Annotated in this window: 12 protein-coding genes and 1 pseudogene; 4 read left to right on the forward strand and 9 right to left on the reverse strand. The window is 37.6% G+C overall.

Annotated elements, in window-relative coordinates:
* On the forward strand, positions 1-1,011 hold a 1,011-nt coding region (locus K6D58_RS02895), incomplete at its 5' end, for a radical SAM protein (protein ID WP_486389747.1).
* Between the two features lie 160 nt (positions 1,012-1,171).
* On the opposite strand, the gene K6D58_RS02900 is transcribed toward K6D58_RS02895, so the two are convergent.
* The 4 genes from K6D58_RS02900 to K6D58_RS02915 form a co-directional block, all read right to left on the reverse strand.
* The gene (locus K6D58_RS02900; RefSeq protein ID WP_296827380.1) at positions 1,172-3,565 is read right to left on the reverse strand and encodes a helix-hairpin-helix domain-containing protein; all 2,394 of its coding nucleotides are present in this window, start codon (positions 3,563-3,565) and stop codon (positions 1,172-1,174) included.
* A 121-nt stretch (positions 3,566-3,686) separates the two neighbouring features.
* Positions 3,687-4,502 carry an ATP-dependent sacrificial sulfur transferase LarE gene (larE, locus tag K6D58_RS02905; RefSeq protein WP_296827382.1) on the reverse strand — a complete coding sequence of 272 codons (816 nt, stop codon included), beginning with the start codon at positions 4,500-4,502 and terminating at the stop codon, positions 3,687-3,689.
* A gap of 72 nt (positions 4,503-4,574) precedes the next feature.
* Positions 4,575-6,125, reverse strand: coding sequence for a sodium/proline symporter PutP (gene putP, locus K6D58_RS02910; protein WP_296827384.1), 1,551 nt, complete (start codon positions 6,123-6,125; stop codon positions 4,575-4,577).
* Positions 6,126-6,201: 76 nt separating this feature from the next.
* Positions 6,202-7,482: a DUF763 domain-containing protein gene (locus tag K6D58_RS02915; protein WP_296827386.1), complete on the reverse strand. Its 1,281-nt coding sequence runs from the start codon at positions 7,480-7,482 to the stop codon at positions 6,202-6,204.
* A gap of 47 nt (positions 7,483-7,529) precedes the next feature.
* Between K6D58_RS02915 and K6D58_RS02920 the strand changes: the two genes are divergently transcribed.
* Both K6D58_RS02920 and K6D58_RS02925 read left to right on the forward strand, forming a co-directional pair.
* Complete coding sequence (locus K6D58_RS02920) at positions 7,530-8,255, forward strand: tRNA1(Val) (adenine(37)-N6)-methyltransferase (RefSeq protein WP_296827388.1); 726 nt, start codon at positions 7,530-7,532, stop codon at positions 8,253-8,255.
* A gap of 57 nt (positions 8,256-8,312) precedes the next feature.
* Positions 8,313-10,037 (forward strand): hypothetical protein, encoded by a 1,725-nt coding sequence (locus tag K6D58_RS02925; RefSeq protein ID WP_296827391.1) that lies wholly within the window; start codon positions 8,313-8,315, stop codon positions 10,035-10,037.
* 85 nt (positions 10,038-10,122) lie between these two features.
* Here the strand turns inward: K6D58_RS02925 and K6D58_RS02930 are convergent, their stop codons facing one another.
* The 5 genes and pseudogenes from K6D58_RS02930 to pheT form a co-directional block, all read right to left on the reverse strand.
* Positions 10,123-10,509: a hypothetical protein gene (locus tag K6D58_RS02930; protein ID WP_296827394.1), complete on the reverse strand. Its 387-nt coding sequence runs from the start codon at positions 10,507-10,509 to the stop codon at positions 10,123-10,125.
* Entirely contained in the window at positions 10,502-11,083 is a 582-nt protein-coding gene (lspA, locus tag K6D58_RS02935) for a signal peptidase II (RefSeq protein WP_296827397.1), read from the reverse strand. The genes K6D58_RS02930 and lspA overlap by 8 nt, the downstream gene beginning before the upstream one ends.
* Positions 11,076-12,125 carry a hypothetical protein gene (locus K6D58_RS02940; protein ID WP_296827399.1) on the reverse strand — a complete coding sequence of 350 codons (1,050 nt, stop codon included), beginning with the start codon at positions 12,123-12,125 and terminating at the stop codon, positions 11,076-11,078. Before K6D58_RS02940 ends, lspA begins: the two co-directional genes overlap by 8 nt.
* A 76-nt stretch (positions 12,126-12,201) precedes the next feature.
* Entirely contained in the window at positions 12,202-12,813 is a 612-nt protein-coding gene (locus K6D58_RS11965; protein WP_296827405.1) for a hypothetical protein, read from the reverse strand.
* Positions 12,802-14,544 (reverse strand): annotated as a pseudogene (gene pheT, locus K6D58_RS02950) (phenylalanine--tRNA ligase subunit beta); the annotation flags it as partial. The pseudogene pheT and the gene K6D58_RS11965, both read right to left, overlap by 12 nt.
* Before the next feature lie 179 nt (positions 14,545-14,723).
* On the opposite strand from pheT, the gene ppdK reads away from it, so the two are divergent.
* The coding region (ppdK, locus tag K6D58_RS02955; RefSeq protein WP_296827402.1) for a pyruvate, phosphate dikinase at positions 14,724-16,753 on the forward strand (2,030 nt) is incomplete at its 3' end.

Genomic DNA, 16,753 nt, shown 5'->3' on the forward strand with positions numbered 1-16,753 from the left:
GATGCTAAAAAAGTTTATGGCATTCATTTTGTTGACGAAGCATTACCGCCAAAAGCCCTCTGTGAATTTGCCAGATTAAACGCTTCTGAAGGCAACAAACTTTCTTACTGGGGCAATGTCCGTTTTGAAAACATCTATTCAAGAGATATGGCTGACCTTCTATCTTACGGCGGCCTTCTTGGTGTCAGCGGGGGAATCGAAATTGCAACAGGTTCAGGACTGGATGAAATAAACAAGGGAACTGATCTAAACTCAATTGTAAGTGCCTGCTGTGCCTTTAAAGAAGCCGGTATCCTTGTTCATGCCTATATGATTTACGGCTACTGGCAGCAGTCAGACCTGGACACTATTAACTCTATGGAAACCCTCCGTCAGTTATATGCAGCAGGTCTTCTTGACTCCAGCTTCTGGCATAAGTTTGTACTTACAAGACATTCCAGAATTTATGATGAATGGAAAAATGGAATGCACCAGGAACTTAAACCTATTGAAATTAAAAACTCAGGAATCTTTGCAAAAAATGGTTTACATTTTGAAGGTGAAAATAAATCAGAAAAATTTGGACCAGGTTTAAATCTTGCATTACAAAACTGGATGCATGGAGAAGGATTAAATAAGAGTGTAGGGAAGTGGTTTAATTTTAAAACACCACAGCCAACAATAGCACCTGATTTAATAGAAAAAGCCATAGCACTTTATGAAATTAACCGTGACAAAAAATTTGCCCAGCCTGTTAACTTAAAAAAATCTTTCTGGCTTGGGGGAAAAATTCTTTATTCAAAAAATAAATTCATATGGAACTACAAGGGTGAACTTATTGAAGAAACCATTCCTCAGCAATTAAAAAACATCTTCAACGAAAACTTTACACCCCAGTCTTTTGCAGCCGCTTTATGGAACATAAATCCAGCCATCTCTGATTATGAACCATTGGAATACATGCTTGATAAAATCCCGGACCTTTACAAAATCCTCCAGCTATTCCGCGGCCAGGGCCTGTGCACACTTTAACAATTATCAGCGTATAAAACCTGGCACACTCATACCGGGCAGCAGCACGTTTATCAAACCCCCATGGGCTTACACCTGCCATCCTCTATTTACAAAAAAAAGCCGGACTTAACTGAAACAATTCAACTAAGTCCGGCTTATTATTTAGTCTGCCTGCTTTTTATTTCTTTAACAAAGCTGCAAATGGATTGTATGAATATCCGTCATCACTGCCAAAATTCTGGCGTTCACGACGCTGACCAGCAGGACGGCTTCCCTTATCGTAAGAGTGACTGCCCTTAGATGCAGCGCCTGTTCCGGCAGCACCGGCCTTCTTTACAACTACAATCTTTTTCTTTCCTGTAGATGCAGAAGCACCACTTGTTCCACGTGAAGCTGCATCACTCTTAAGAGAAAGAGAAATACGCTTACGGTCCATATCAAGTTCAATAATAGTAAAGTCTTTTACATCACCAACTTTAATTACATCCATTGGATCGCTTACATAATCATCGCTTAATTCAGAAATATGAATAAGACCTGTTTCATGAAGACCAATATCAACAAATGCACCAAAGTCTACTACGTTCTTGATTTTTCCAGTTACCTTCATACCAACCTTAAGGTCTTCAAAGTTAACTACACCCTTCTGCATAATTGGAGCAGGGTAACCATCACGAGGGTCACGGTTTGGTTTAGCAAGTTCTTCAATAATATCATTGATTGTTGTTTCACCAACTGAATACTTTTCAGCAAGCTCTTTCTTTGCAGATTCAGAAATCTTTTCTCCAGACTTAACAAGAGGAAGAATCTCAGAAGCTACAGGATAATTTTCCGGATGAACCCAGGTATTATCAAGAGGATTCTCTGATTCAGCAATCTTAAGGAATCCTGCACACTGTTCAAATGCCTTAGGACCAAGACCTGGAACCTTGCGAAGATCTTCACGGCTGGTAATCTTTCCGTTTTCATCACGATACTTAACGATTTTCTTTGCAAGACTTGTATTAATTCCGGAAACATACTTAAGAAGCATGTAACTTGCAGTATTAAGGTTTACACCTACCTGGTTAACAACTGAACCTACAACTTCATCAAGTGTTTCGCTAAGCTTTTTCTGGTTAACATCATGCTGATAAAGACCAACACCAATAGCCTTAGGGTCAATCTTTACAAGTTCTGCAAGCGGATCCTGAAGTCGGCGGCCCATAGAAATAGCACCACGAATAGTAAGGTCAAGTTCAGGGAATTCTTCAGTTGCAACAGGAGATGCAGAATAAACAGAAGCTCCTGATTCATCAACAACTGTATATTTAACATCTGCATCTGAATAGTTTTCACTAAGAACTTTAGAAACAACTGCCTGAACTTCCTGAGAACCTGTACCGTTTCCAACAGCTACAACCTGAATGTCATACTTATCAATTGCATCGTTAAGCTGTTTGTAAGCATCTTCCGGCTGCTGTACCTGGAAAATCTTAAAGTAACCAAGATACTTACCTGTTTCATCAAGAGCTGCACATTTTGTACCTGTACGGATACCAGGGTCAATTCCAAGAACACGGCTGCCTTTAATTGGCTGTGTCATAAGAAGATTCTTAAGGTTTTCGCTAAAGATACCAATACCATGATCATCAGCTTCATCTGTTTCATCACTGCGGATTTCACGAAGAACTGCAGGAGAAAGAAGACGAACTACACCATCTTCGATTGCATCTGCATAATATTTGTTTGAATGCTTAACTCTTTTCTGAATTTCTGCAATTGCTGAATCAACATCTACATCAAGAGAAACTTCAAGAGCTCCTTCACGTTCAGCACGGTTAATTGCAAGAATACGGTGTGGCTTTACCTGATTAATTGGTTCAGAATAATCCCAGTACATTTTATAAGTAGAAGTTTTTTCTGCAGTTTCTGCATCCTGACCATCCGGAACAACGCCCTTAGTTTTAAGGGTTCCTGTTTCCATATAAAGGTCATGAATTGCTTCACGGTTTTTTGTATCCTGAGAGATACGTTCTGCAATAATATCTTTAGCTCCGGCAAGAGCATCTTCTGCACTTTCTACGTTAAGGGCTGCATCTTCATTATCAGTCTTAACAAATTCTGCTGCTTTAGCTTCTACTGCTTTTTCATCATTGTCTTCACAAATAAAGTCAGCAAGTGGTTCAAGTCCTTTTTCCTGAGCAACCATACCACGGGTCTTCTTCTTCTTCTTGAATGGAGCCCAGAGGTCTTCAAGTTCTGTAAGTGTTTTTGCTCCAGAAGCTGCCTTATAAAGAGTTTCAGTTAATTTACCCTGATTAAAAATACCCTTGATAATTTCAATGCGGCGTTCTTCAAGATTTTTATATGATTTGAATAAGTGATCACAATCAGTAACCTGAACTTCATTCAAATTATCATGCTTTTCTTTACGATAACGAGAAATGAAAGGAATTGTACATCCTTCATTAACCAGGCTGATAACAGCGCTTACCTGCTGAACACGAATGTTTAATTCTTCAGCAATTTTTTTCATAATTTCCACTTCGTTAACAACGAGTGCGTCCATTTGTTCTTGTGTGAATTCCATAGGCTGATATTTTACGTTTTTTTATCATTAGCGTAAAGTTAAAATATTGTGAATTACCTGTGGATAAAGTAGTTAGTTTTCCACAATTCCTGTGGATAAGTGGGGTATTTATCCACAATCCTTATCTATTAACAATAAAGTCATTCATACTTCCAGACCTGAAACCTTCAAGATCCAGGGATATATGCTTAAGTCCAAGGGCCTTTAATTCACTTATAAGCTCCTGTCTTTTTTTCAAAATAAGAGGTATTTCTTCTATATACACTTCAATTCTTACAGATACCAGATCACAAAGCCTTACCCTTACCTGTGTCAAACCAGCTTTAAACAAAAGGTTTTCTGCTTTTTCCACTATATTTAATTTCTTTTCATTTATTTCCTGACCATAAGGAATCCTTGATGCAAGACAGGCAAAGCTGGGTTTATTCCACCCCTTAAGCTTAAGTTTTTTAGAAAGCCTTCTTATATCATCTTTAGAAAATCCGCAGTCTTTTAAAGGACTTTGAATCTTTAGTTCCTCAATGGCTTTCATACCAGGGCGATAATCTTTTGTATCATCAGTATTGCTTCCTTCACAAATACAATTTATCCCCGCCTCGAATGCAAATTTCTTTATTTGCCCAAACATATTTTTTTTACAAAAATAGCAGCGGTCTTTTTTATTTTCCCTTAATTCAGCAAGAGAAAAACAATCGTAATCGATTACCTTATACTGAAAGTTATTCTTTATACAAAAATCCAGGGCTTCCTTATATTCCCTGTCAGAGAGAAGAGCAGACCTGACTATATAAGCCGTAACATTTTTTCCTAAAACAATACTGGCCACCTTCAATAATAAAGTTGAATCTACGCCCCCAGAAAAAGCTAAAGCAACATTTCCCGCCTGAATAAAAAATTCCCTGAGTTTATTGTACTTTTCTTTCAGCTGATTATTCATCTTTTTCTCCATAAAAAAAGCTGCCATTCAGGATATCATCCCTTACGGCAGCTATTTATTCAATCAGTAAAACTAATCATCAAGAGCCTTGTATCTTTCAAATTCAGCAATTACTTCTGGATTTTTATTCTTATCCAGCAAACTTACAATAACTGCAGCAGCAAGATTAAGAATAAAGCCAGGAATAATTTCGTAAATTCCAAAGATCCAGTGAACATCAGGACTAATACCATGCCATACAACTACAGTAATTCCTCCAAGAAGAAGACCTGCAATTGCACCCTTGTTGGTAATTCCCTTCCAGAAAAGTGCAAGAAGAATCAAAGGACCAAATGTAGCACCAAAGCCTGCCCATGCATAACTTACAAGATTAAAAATAGAACTCTTTGGATTAAGTGCAAGAATAAAACCAACAGCTGCAATTACCAGAACTGTAAGACGGCTTACATTCAACACAGTTTTTTCGCTTGCTTTCTTACAAAGAATATTCTTAAAAATATCACGGCTGAATGCAGAAGAAGCAACAAGAAGCTGACTGTCTGCTGTACTCATGGAAGCTGCAAGAATTGCACAAAGGAAAATACCTGCGATAAATGCCGGATACATTTTGCTCATTGTTACACTGAATACTGTTTCTGCATCACCTGTTGCAAAACCTGCTACTGCATCTCCAAGAATAATTCCATGTTTATAAAGGTAAGATGTTCCAAGGGTTCCAATAATAAATGTTCCGATATAAGCAATCAGCATCCAGGAAATACCAATACGGCGGGCCTTTTTAATTTCTGCATTTGAACGGATTCCCATAAAGCGGACAATAATATGAGGCATACCAAAATAACCGAGACCCCATGCGAGGGCCGAAACAATAAAAACTCCGCTGTAATATTTATTTGCAAGGAACTTAGATTTAAGAACTTCACCAAACTCACCGCTCTGAGCACGAACCATAAAAGTCTTTACGCTTTCTACTGAATCAGAAAATCCGCCTAAAGAAATTATTGCTATTACAGCAGAAATAATAAAGGCAACAAAAATAAGTGTTCCCTGAATAAAGTCTGTTGTACAAACTGCAATGTATCCTCCAAGAATTGTATAACTGAGAATTACTATCAGACCGATTACAAGACCAGCATAATAATTCAAGCCGAATACAGATTCAAAAAGTTTAGCACATGCAACAAGACCTGATGCTGTATAAATTGTAAAGAAAAATACAATAAAGATAACTGAAATTACAGAAAGAAGATGTGTCTTATCTTTAAAACGATTTGTTAAAAATTCAGGAATAGTAATTGAATCACCAAAAGTAATGGAACACTTGCGCAAAGGTTTTGCAATAAAAAGCCAGGCAAGATATGTACCTGCTAAAAGACCAATTGCTGTCCAGAATGTTTCTCTAAAACCACCAAGATAACAAAGACCAGGCAGTCCCATTAAAAGCCATGCAGAAGAATCACTTGCTTCTGCACTTAAAGCAGTTACCCACGGACCTACTTTTCTACCACCAAGAAAAAAATCAGAAGAGCTGTTATTTTTTTTAACGCTTCTGAAACCTACGTAAACCATCATGCCAAGATAAAGTGCAAAGGCAATCAATTTAGCTACGGTTGCTAATGTCATCACTATACCCCATAAAAAAATATAGTGAGAAGTTTAAATATTATAGTAAATAAATGCAATGATTTTAAAAAATCTATTACCTGTCTTTACAAGTCCTGCCGCCCCATTCTTTTGAATGCTCATTTTCATGATTTATAGTTGCATCAAAATCAGCTTCAGGAGAACAGTTTCTTTCTATCTGCAGGGCAGTTGAATGAAGCCTTCTTAAACAGTCAGATTTATCTTTATAACCAAGCTTTGCTTTTTCTATAGCTTCACCCAGAACTGCAATACTCTCATCATAAACTCTTGTTGGCACAGGAAAAGGATGACCGTCTTTTCCACCATGTGCAAAACTAAAGCGGGCAGGATCCGTAAAGCGGCTTGGTGTTCCGTTTATTACTTCACTAACGAGCGTTAGGGACTGCAGTGTTCTGGGACCTAAACCTGGAGTTAAAAGCAGGCTTTCAAAATCAGTATTATTCTTTTCATACGCTGTTGCCAGTACACCACCTAAACGCTTTAAATCCACATCTTCCGGTCTTACTTCATGATGAGCAGGCATTATGCAATTCCTACTACCGTTAGTTAGCACAATTTCTTCTGTCTCAGGCTCTTCTTCTTCAAACAAAGTGAGTTGTCCCGGCATATCTTTTTTAAGTGGATTGGACAATCTTATAATATCCTTTAACTCACGAATGGTAGTATCCGGGTTTTCATTCGACAAATCCAGGATAGAAGATCTTGTTTCCCTGGCATCAGCTGCCGTTAAATTCAGTATGTTTCCCCGGTTTTCACCAATAACTCCTGTATGTGGTTCTTCAACAAACGAACGTAAGTTAGCACTACACCAGTGATACCTTCTGGCAGTTTTAGCTTCCACATTCATTCCCTGTTGAACTACCGACCAGTCACCCTCTGAGGAAATAATAAAATTATGCTGATACAACTGGTAGCCATCCTGAACAGCTGTGTTATCAACCTTTGCACAAAGCTTACTTGATTTTACAAGGGCATTACCATCAAGACCTGTTCTTTCTCCTAAAGCCAGTAATTCATCAGGAGTCTGTCTTGAAAACTTACCACGACCGCCGCAAACATAAAGTCCAAACTCTCTGGACCTGGCATTGATTCCCCTTTTTAATGCATACATTACGCTGGTAGTAATCCCCGATGAATGCCAGTCCATACCTAAAACGCTGCCAAGAGACTGAAACCATAAAGGATCACTTAACCGCCGGAGAAATTCTTTTTTACCATAATTAATCAGAAGGGCCTCAACAATTTCTGTTCCAAGAAGCATCATTCTATCTGCCAGCCATCTTGGAACAACTCCTGTATGAAGAGGTAAATCCGCATGTCCTGTTCGTTTAATCATAGCCACCCACTACCCAAAGAATAGCAGTTTTGTTTATAGTTTTAAATATGAATCTTAAAGAACAGCAAATTACATTAAATGACAATGAAGAAATAGATAAACTCCCGGACTGTGATTTTTCAATTATTCAAAATAAAAAACTTTTTTGTTACGGAAGCGATGCCCTCCTTCTGGTAAAATTCTGTCAGGAGCCGGCAAACAGAATTCATGATAAAGATATAACTGTAGATTTGTGCACAGGCAACGGAATCATTCCCTTACTTCTTGCCTCTAAATGCAAATCTAAAATTTATGGAATTGAACTTCAGGAAGAATCCTTTTTACTGGCAGAAAGAAATATTCAACTGAATAAATTAGACGACCAGATAAAAATTCTAAAAGGCGACATATGTTCCATCTCATCTATTCTTCCACAAAACTCTGCAAGTGTTGTTACGGTTAATCCACCTTACATGAAGTCCGGCGATACAGGTGTAAAAGAAAATACCAGCCAGGCCCTTAACATTGCCCGCCACGAAATAAAATGCAAACTTGAAGATGTTATCAAAGCAGCGGCTTATCTTTTAAATTCCTCAGGAGTTCTTTTTATGATTCACAGGCCGGAACGTCTTAGCGAAATTTTTGCTCAACTTAATACATTCCATTTTGAACCAAAACGGCTTCAGTTTATATATCCTTCAATAAACAAAACTCCACAAATGGTTTTAATAGAAGCTAAAAAAAATGCCAGATCTGGTTTAATAATCATGCCGCCTTACATAATGTACCCTTAATTCCAAAAAGGACATCTTATGATGAAAAATAGATAAAAACATGATATAATATCTGCTATGAGTGACGAAATAGACCCAAGCATTGCAGCGCTTTTAGCAGAAACAGAAGACAGTCTTCCTCAACAGCAAGCTCAGGCTCAGGCCCAGCAAAACAATTTCTTAAATAATGTTGTAGAAGATAATTCTTTTGATCTGGAACTGGAAAAACAAAAGCTTGCCCTTAAAAATTTACAAAAGAAGGCAGAACCTGTTGCGACAGGAAGTAAAAGCATCCATGAAGCTGATCTTAATGTAAAGCAGTTTGCTCCAATCACTAAATTTTTTGAAGACACACCATCACAGGATTTTGACGATCCTAACTATTATAAAAAGTGTCTTTCAGGAGAAGGGCAGAGTTCTCAAAGACTTCACCAGCTTCTTGTTAAATACCTTAACTGTACTGATAAAAAAGACAGAACAGTTTATCGTCAGCAGATGGTTACAGCCTACTGGGAATTTGTAAAAACTCTTGCACCAAAAATGGCAAACCCAAATACACTTAAATGTAAACACCTTGCCATGCGTTTTGGTGTAGTTCTTCCTTCTCTTTTTGCACCGGAACACAAAGACTTTTTCTCAAGAGCCATCTATAAGAATACTTCCAACGAACCTATTCTTTATATGGATGAATGGATTGCAGAAATCGCTACTGGAAAATTCAAACCTAGTGCTACAGACGAAGTTAAGACATCTTCCAAAGGCCCGGCTGCAGAACAGCAGAGACTTATGGCCCTCAAAAGTAAAAACAGTGGTAAACTTCAGAGTGTAGAAAGCCTTGTTACAGTAAAGGAATCTGAACGTCTTCAGTTAGAAATGGAAGTTAAAGACCGTATAAGTGAATTATGCCGTCATCCGGAAATCATTGGTCTTTCACCACATACCCAGCCATATTCTGACTCTCAGAAAAGACTTTTTGCAGAAATCTCACAACGTTTCCATGCACTTCAGAAAATTGACCGTGAACTTAACAATTACATTAAAGAATATCAGGAAGCAAAATCCGTAGCAGTTTCTCTCGACAGCAAATCTTCCGAAATGGTCCAGGAAGTAAATGTTGGTCTTGAAGAAATCAACGGAGAAATGGCTACTATTCGTCAGATGGCAAAAATGACTTGTGGTAGACAGGGTAATCAGTTCCCGGTATTTACAAGAGAATTCTTCCATTGTATGGACAGAAATACAGGCTTTAGGGAAAACGTTATTCGTGAACTTGCCTGGATTGAATCTATTGATCCAGAATGTTTCTGCCGTATCCACAAAAATATTCCTCACAGAATCGTACCTTATGTTCTCCTTGTACCAACTTACGGAGATTCAGGTTTCTGTTGGGAACCATTTGACCGCTATAACAGAATTACCAGCCGTGGTCGTATTTGTATTCCAATGTATCCCCGCGATTTAAGGACAGCATGTTTAACAGCAGTTGCCGACTTACGCTGGCAGGTAGCAAAAGAAAAGGCAAGTTTTGACTGGATGACAGACGGACTTACCGGACATTACTACCAGTACCTTGAAGAACACAAAATGAAAGGTGATATCAAACAGTTCTTTATAGAAGATTACATTCTGTGGATGACAAAAGAATCTAACGGAACCCAGAAACTTGAAAAAGAAGTTCGTGGAATTTTCTGGAGATTTATGCCATTCCCTCAGAGCCTTAAAGACGAACTTAAAAAACGCAGTCTTTGCTATCAGGAACTTTATCAGAGGGATATCAACCGCAGTATGTCAGACGGATATTGATATTTTGCAGCATAAAAAAAGCTGTCAGAAATGCAGAAATTATTTTCCGCTTTCCGGCAGCTTTTTTATTTTAAAGAAAGATTTTTTAATCCCACTTTTCCCTTTCAGCAAGTTCTTCATCAGAAAGCTTTACTGAATCCGGCATATTTGTTTTTCTTGGTGCAGCAGGTTTTCCGTTTTTATCAGTCTTTTTACGGCCAAACCAGTTATCTTCAAACTTATCATCCATATTATATTTCTGAATCAGTTTAGTTGTTACTTTAGTATAAACAATAAAGGCAAGAACTATTCCAAAAATCATGGATCCAAGAACCACATAACCATATACCTGAGAAGAATCAGGAAGCTTCAATACATAACGCAAAAATAAAGTTCCAAGAGTAATGCTGGCAATAATTACAAGCAAAGTAAAAATCAAATTTAGAACTGTAGCAATAAGAACAAAAATTCCTGTATATAATTTTTTATTCATCAGCTTTTCCTTTTGCTTTTTTATTCATCTTCATATCATGAATAATCTGCATTATAAATGTAAGAATAAAAAGACCACCGCAAATTACAACAGCCATATCAGCAACATTAAAAGTAGGCCATCTTCCGCTTGCAATTAATTTTTTAGGGAACCAGCAGTCAATAAAATCAACTACACCTGCCGGCCTGAAAAATCTATCGATAAGATTTCCAAGACCACCACCAAGAATTCCACAAATACTCCAGCGCTGAAGTTTTGTAAATTCATTATTCCTAAAATAAATAACAAAGACAGCTGCAATTACAATAAGGACAAGTACCTTAAAAAGAATTACACGTGCTGTATCAGAAAGTCCTGAACCAAGACTAAAAGCAATGGCATTATTACGAACATGAATCAGCTGAATATAATCTCCCGCAACTGTAATTTCTCTTTCTTCAATAGGAGCAGTAAAATCACCATGAAGAGGAATATTCTTTACAACAATACTTTTTGTAACCTGATCTGCAATAATTACAAACAAACAAAGAATTAAAGGAAGAACCTTTGTTACGATAAACTGTTTTTTACTCATGATAATAATATACTAATTTTTCCAAAGCGGTGGCAAGGTGACTGCTGATGTAACAGGTCTCATCAACAGGTACTTTTAATATTCTGCTAAAAACAAAATCTGTGTTTTCAACAGGTCCATATCCAGAAGTTTTATATGCTTTTACAGAAGACAAATCAAAAACTGTATCCCATGGCATAAGATAATTCTCGTAAACATTTGTCATTACCGAAGCTTCATCATCAAATATAAAATGAACAGTATCATCAACTGTAGGATTTACTATATCAAGAAGGGCAGCACATTTTTTAATTCTTAAACCTTCATTTTCTGCACAAAGACTTTCATATTCATAAGGCTTCCTTATTTTATAAATTCTTGAGAAAAAACTCCTTGTGAATTTTAAATCATATATTCCGCTTAACCAGTGACCATCATTAATTTCTACTTCTGCTGCGTAAACAATAAAACCATCCTTAGCCATTTTAAATAAGAATGATTTATAAACATCAAGTCTGGAAGTTTCAGGAACGACAAATAAAACTAAGTGATTATTATCCCTTGTTTTTACAAAGCCATCCTTACACTGTTGTATTTTCCACAACTTAACATTTTTTTTATCAAAAAGACCGTCTGCTTTCTTAAAGAAAAAATTATCACACTGAGTATAAAATTCCTGACTGCACAAAACTGAATACTTATCTTCTTTTACAGGTGGAGCACTATTATAAATAATGAATACCATTAAACATAAACTGCATAAAAAATTCAAAAATGAAGAAAAAATAAAAAGAAAACCAAAGTGATCAATTACAAGGCCGGAACATAATCTGTAAAATGCACGAAAATTCCACAGGGCAGAAAAAAAAGAAACTAGAAGAACTGCTGCATTAACAACAGTTAAACCAAAAGCAATAACACTTAAAATAGAAATTACCAGACAAATAAAAGCAACTAATGAAAGGGTATCAAACTTAATTTTCCTTACGAAAAAAAATCTTATATTAACAATCACAAGCAAAAACAAAACTAAAAGTTCGCTCAGTGTCTGATTTGTAAACATTACTTTTCCTGCTTATAAATTTAAAATATTAAAACGGGAATGCCTCTTATTCAGACATCCCCGTTTATTTTATTACTTAAGAAATCTCACCGTTAACAGTTTTTTCTGTAACAATCGGCTTACCGTCAGCAACAAGATTTTTTCCTGCAGCCTGTGCATGTTTTTCAACAATGCGGTAATCAATTTTACAGAAGCGGTCAATGTCAATCTTAGCAGGCTTTTCTGTAACAGACTGACCTTCAAGAATAACAGGTGTTCCTGGTGCAGCCCATGGTGCTGTAAGAAGTTCAACCTTTTCTTTTCCGTCCTCTTCATAATCAGCAGCAAGAAGCATACCGTGACTTTCAACACCCTTCATCTTACGTGGTGCAAGGTTAGCAGCAATAATTACATGCTTTCCAAGAATCTCTTCTTCTTTAAGATAAGGACGAAGACCACTCTGAATGATTCTAGGACTTCCACTTCCATCATCAAGAGTTTCTATATAAAGCTTATCTCCCTGAGGATTTGTTTCTATATTAGTAACTTTTGCTACAAGAAGCTGAATGTATTTTCCAAAGTGTTCTACTGCATCTTCACCAGACAAAACTTTTGGCTCTTCTTTTTTTGCAGGCGCAGCATTATTTTTTACAGCCTGTGCAGGAGCATTTGTTTTAGCTTCAGCATGTTCTTTTGGTTCGTTTGCCATAAGATATTCAAGATCAATTTCTCCGGCAACACATGGAACTGTTACCTGCCAGTTTTCAAGAACCTGTGGATGAATTTCTCCAAAAATACCAGCCTGTTTACCATTAATCATAATTCCAGCCTGACGACCAGGAATAAAGCGTGGATCATTTGTTTCTACAACTTCATACTTATGATCAAGATAATAGAGAAGTGTACTTACTTCACTGGCAGCTGCATTAAAGTTTGCATTGTTAGAAGCTGCAAGGAATCCTAAAGACTGAATTGTTTTTGTTCCTGTATTTTCACTTGGATCAATAAAGGCAATTTTTCCAACTTCAAAAATCTTATGAGGATAAACAGCATTTCCACTCTGAGCTTCTGCTTCAAAAAGTGATGCAATAATTGACGGACGGATGAACTGATAGTTTTCACTCATTGGGTTTGCAATTTCAATAACATCCTTTTCATCAACATTCATGTTATCAATATAAGTTTTTCTTGAACCAAGATAATTAAAAATCATTTCCTGGTAACCAAGACCAGCCATGATATTCTTTACCTTGCGTGAATAAAGTGTAATAGGAAGAAGACGACCAATTGTAAAATCAGATGGAGCAACAGGTTCAAAATTATCAAGACCGTGTCCGATCATTACATCTTCAATTACATCAACTTCATGAAGGAAGTCATTTCTATATGGAGCAGGACTTACTGTAAATACAAGGTCTCCATCTTTTTCTGTAACAGAAACTTTATTACCCATGCATTCAAGAGCTTTTAAAACTTCTTCTTTAGAAAGTTTAACACCAAGCTTTTTGTTAATTGCAGAAAGGCGGGCATCTGTTGTCTGCTGGAAATAATATGGAGTAACAACATCCTTACCAAATCCAGTTTCATATTCATGATGAACTTTTACAGGAAGAATTTCATAACCGGCATCATAGAAATCGCATGCTACAATGTTTGCAGCAAGCATAAGGTTTTCCATATTATCACCGGTAAGTTCTACCATAAGTTCTTTATCACCAACTTCAATCTGACCAAGAGTTGCACTGTTGATGATTGGAGACATACTCATGATTTCTCCAGAGTCATCATTAAGAACAGGATACTTGCTGAAATCTTTTAAAATCCATCCGTAATCTTTTCCCTTTGGATGATTTTCTACAATTTCACGAAGAGTCTGTTTTTTATCATCCTGTAAAGGAATAAAACTTGTTTTATCAGGATCAGCTGCAACATAATGAACAGGCCACTTAAGGTCAGCAGCACGGTAAACTCCCATAGAAAGTGACTTTCTTTTACGTCCAAAATTCCATGCAAGTTTTTCCTGAGTCTGCATGATATCAATAAGCATTGGATCATCAATTGCTTTTCCGGAAATAACAAATGCAACCATATAAGGACGAATGTCTTTAAGTGCAGGATCTACTACAGCATAACGATTACCAGTGTCTTTAAGATTTCCCTTACATGACATAAATTTAGAATAATCTGAATGCTTTGCACCTTCATGTTCACGAAGACATCTTGTAACACCACCTGTAGACCATAAGTCAGGACGGTTTGTATCATTAAGTTCTATTTTAATAACACGCTTATCTGCTGCTTCAGATTCATCAGGTTTTTCATCAAGCTCAGCTTTTGCAAATGTAAGTTTTTTTTCAAAAAGTTCAGTTTGTGTTTTCCAGTCGTATTTTTTTCCTAAAAGGTTCCAGAATAAATTTTCGTTAACTTCAATTTTTGGCATGATTCCCTCACAATATATAGTGAATTATTTTAATAAAAAAAAACTCTATTGTCCATTATCACTCACAAGACAAAAATCTGTTTCAAAACCCTTGCAAAGCCCTTGTTTAAGCCAATTTCGTTGACGCTCAAATAAATTAGATATATACTCTTTTTTACATATATATATGGAGGACATTAATGGCTAAGACCAAATATGTTTATTTCTTTGGTAATGGCGACGCAGAAGGAAATGAAACAATGCGTCCAATTCTCGGTGGTAAGGGTGCTAACCTTGCAGAAATGGCAAAAGCTCCTTTGAGCCTTCCAGTTCCACCAGGAATCACAATTTCAATTGACGTTTGTCAGGAATACTACAAATTAGGAAGAAAGTATCCTGCTGGCCTCGATGCAGAAGTAGCTAAGTATCTTACAAAGCTCGAAAAAGCAATGGGAAAAAAACTTGGCGATGAAAAGGATCCACTCCTTGTATCAGTTCGCTCTGGTGCCGCTGAATCTATGCCAGGTATGATGGATACAATCCTTAACCTTGGTCTTAACGACAAGTCAGTTCTTGGACTTGCAGAAAAAACAGGAAATGCACGTTTTGCATGGGACGCTTACCGCCGCTTTATCCAGATGTACGGTAACGTTGCTATGGGTGTTGATCATGACAAATTCGAAGAAATCATCGACGAAGTAAAATCACACCGCGGAATTAAAGAAGATACAGATCTTACAACAGAAGAACTTCAGGAAATCGTTACTAAGTACAAGGTAATGTACAAAAAAGAAAAGGGTGAAGATTTCCCACAGGATCCACAGAAACAGATGTGGGGAGCTATCGGTGCAGTATTCGGTTCATGGATGAATCCACGTGCCATCACATACCGCAAGCTCAACAACATTGATGAAAGAGTAATCAAAGGTACAGCCGTAACAGTTATGGCAATGGTATTCGGAAACAAGGGAGACACATCAGGAACTGGTGTATGTTTCTCACGCGATCCTTCTACTGGTGAAAATGTATTCATGGGTGAATACCTTATGAACGCACAGGGTGAAGACGTTGTTGCTGGTATCCGTACACCACAGCACCTTTCACAGCTTGAAAAAACAAATCCAAAAATCTATGACCAGCTTTGCAAAATCCGTGCTCGTCTTGAAAAGCACTACAGAGATATGCAGGATATGGAATTTACTGTTGAAGAAGGAACACTCTACATGCTCCAGTGCCGCAACGGTAAACGTACAGGTCCAGCAGCTGTTCGCATGGCAGTTGAAATGGTTGGTGAAAAACTCATCACTAAAGAACAGGCTCTTCTCCGCGTAAAGCCAGATCAGCTTGATCAGCTTCTCCACCCACAGTTTGAAGCAAAAGCTCTTAAAGCAGCTACACCAATTGCAGAAGCTCTTAACGCTTCACCAGGTGCAGGTTGTGGACAGATTGTATTCACAGCAGAAGAAGCTGTTGAATGGAACAAGGCTGGTAAGAAAGTAATGCTCGTTCGCAAAGAAACATCACCTGATGACATTGCAGGTATGTACGTTGCAGAAGGTATTCTTACCTCAACTGGTGGACGCACTTCACACGCAGCTGTTGTTGCACGCGGTATGGGTACACCTTGTGTTTGTGGTTGTGCAGCAGTTGTATTCACAGGAAAAGACGAAGTTACAATCGGTGGAAAAGTATTCAAGAAGGGTGATTCAATTTCTATTGACGGTTCAACTGGTAGAGTATATGCAGGACTTATTCCTGTAGTACCAGCTCAGATTTCAGGCGACCTCGAGACATTCCTCTCTTGGGCAGATGAAATCCGCGCTAAGTCAGTACGCAAGACTGCTTCTGGAAAGACAGTTAAGGGATTCGGTGTTCTTGCTAACGCAGAACAGAACGAAGCTCCGATCGCTTTCCGCTTCGGTGCAGCTGGTATTGGTCTTTGCCGTACAGAGCACATGTTCTTTGATGAACCAAAGCTTACTTCATTCCAGAAGATGATTATCTCTGAAGATACAGAGGCTCGCAAAGAGAACCTTTCTAAGATTCTTCCTCTTCAGGAAAAAGACTTCTACGGAATCATCAAGACAATGGAAGGACGCCCTGTTACTATCCGTCTTCTTGACCCGCCGCTCAACGAATTCATTCAGGCTGCAACAGATGCTGAAGCTTCAGCACTTGCATCTAAGCTTGGTGTAGATGTTGCAAAGATTAAGGCAAAGTTCGCTGAACT

Source organism: Treponema sp. (assembly GCF_024696245.1).
Lineage (GTDB): Bacteria > Spirochaetota > Spirochaetia > Treponematales > Treponemataceae > Treponema_D.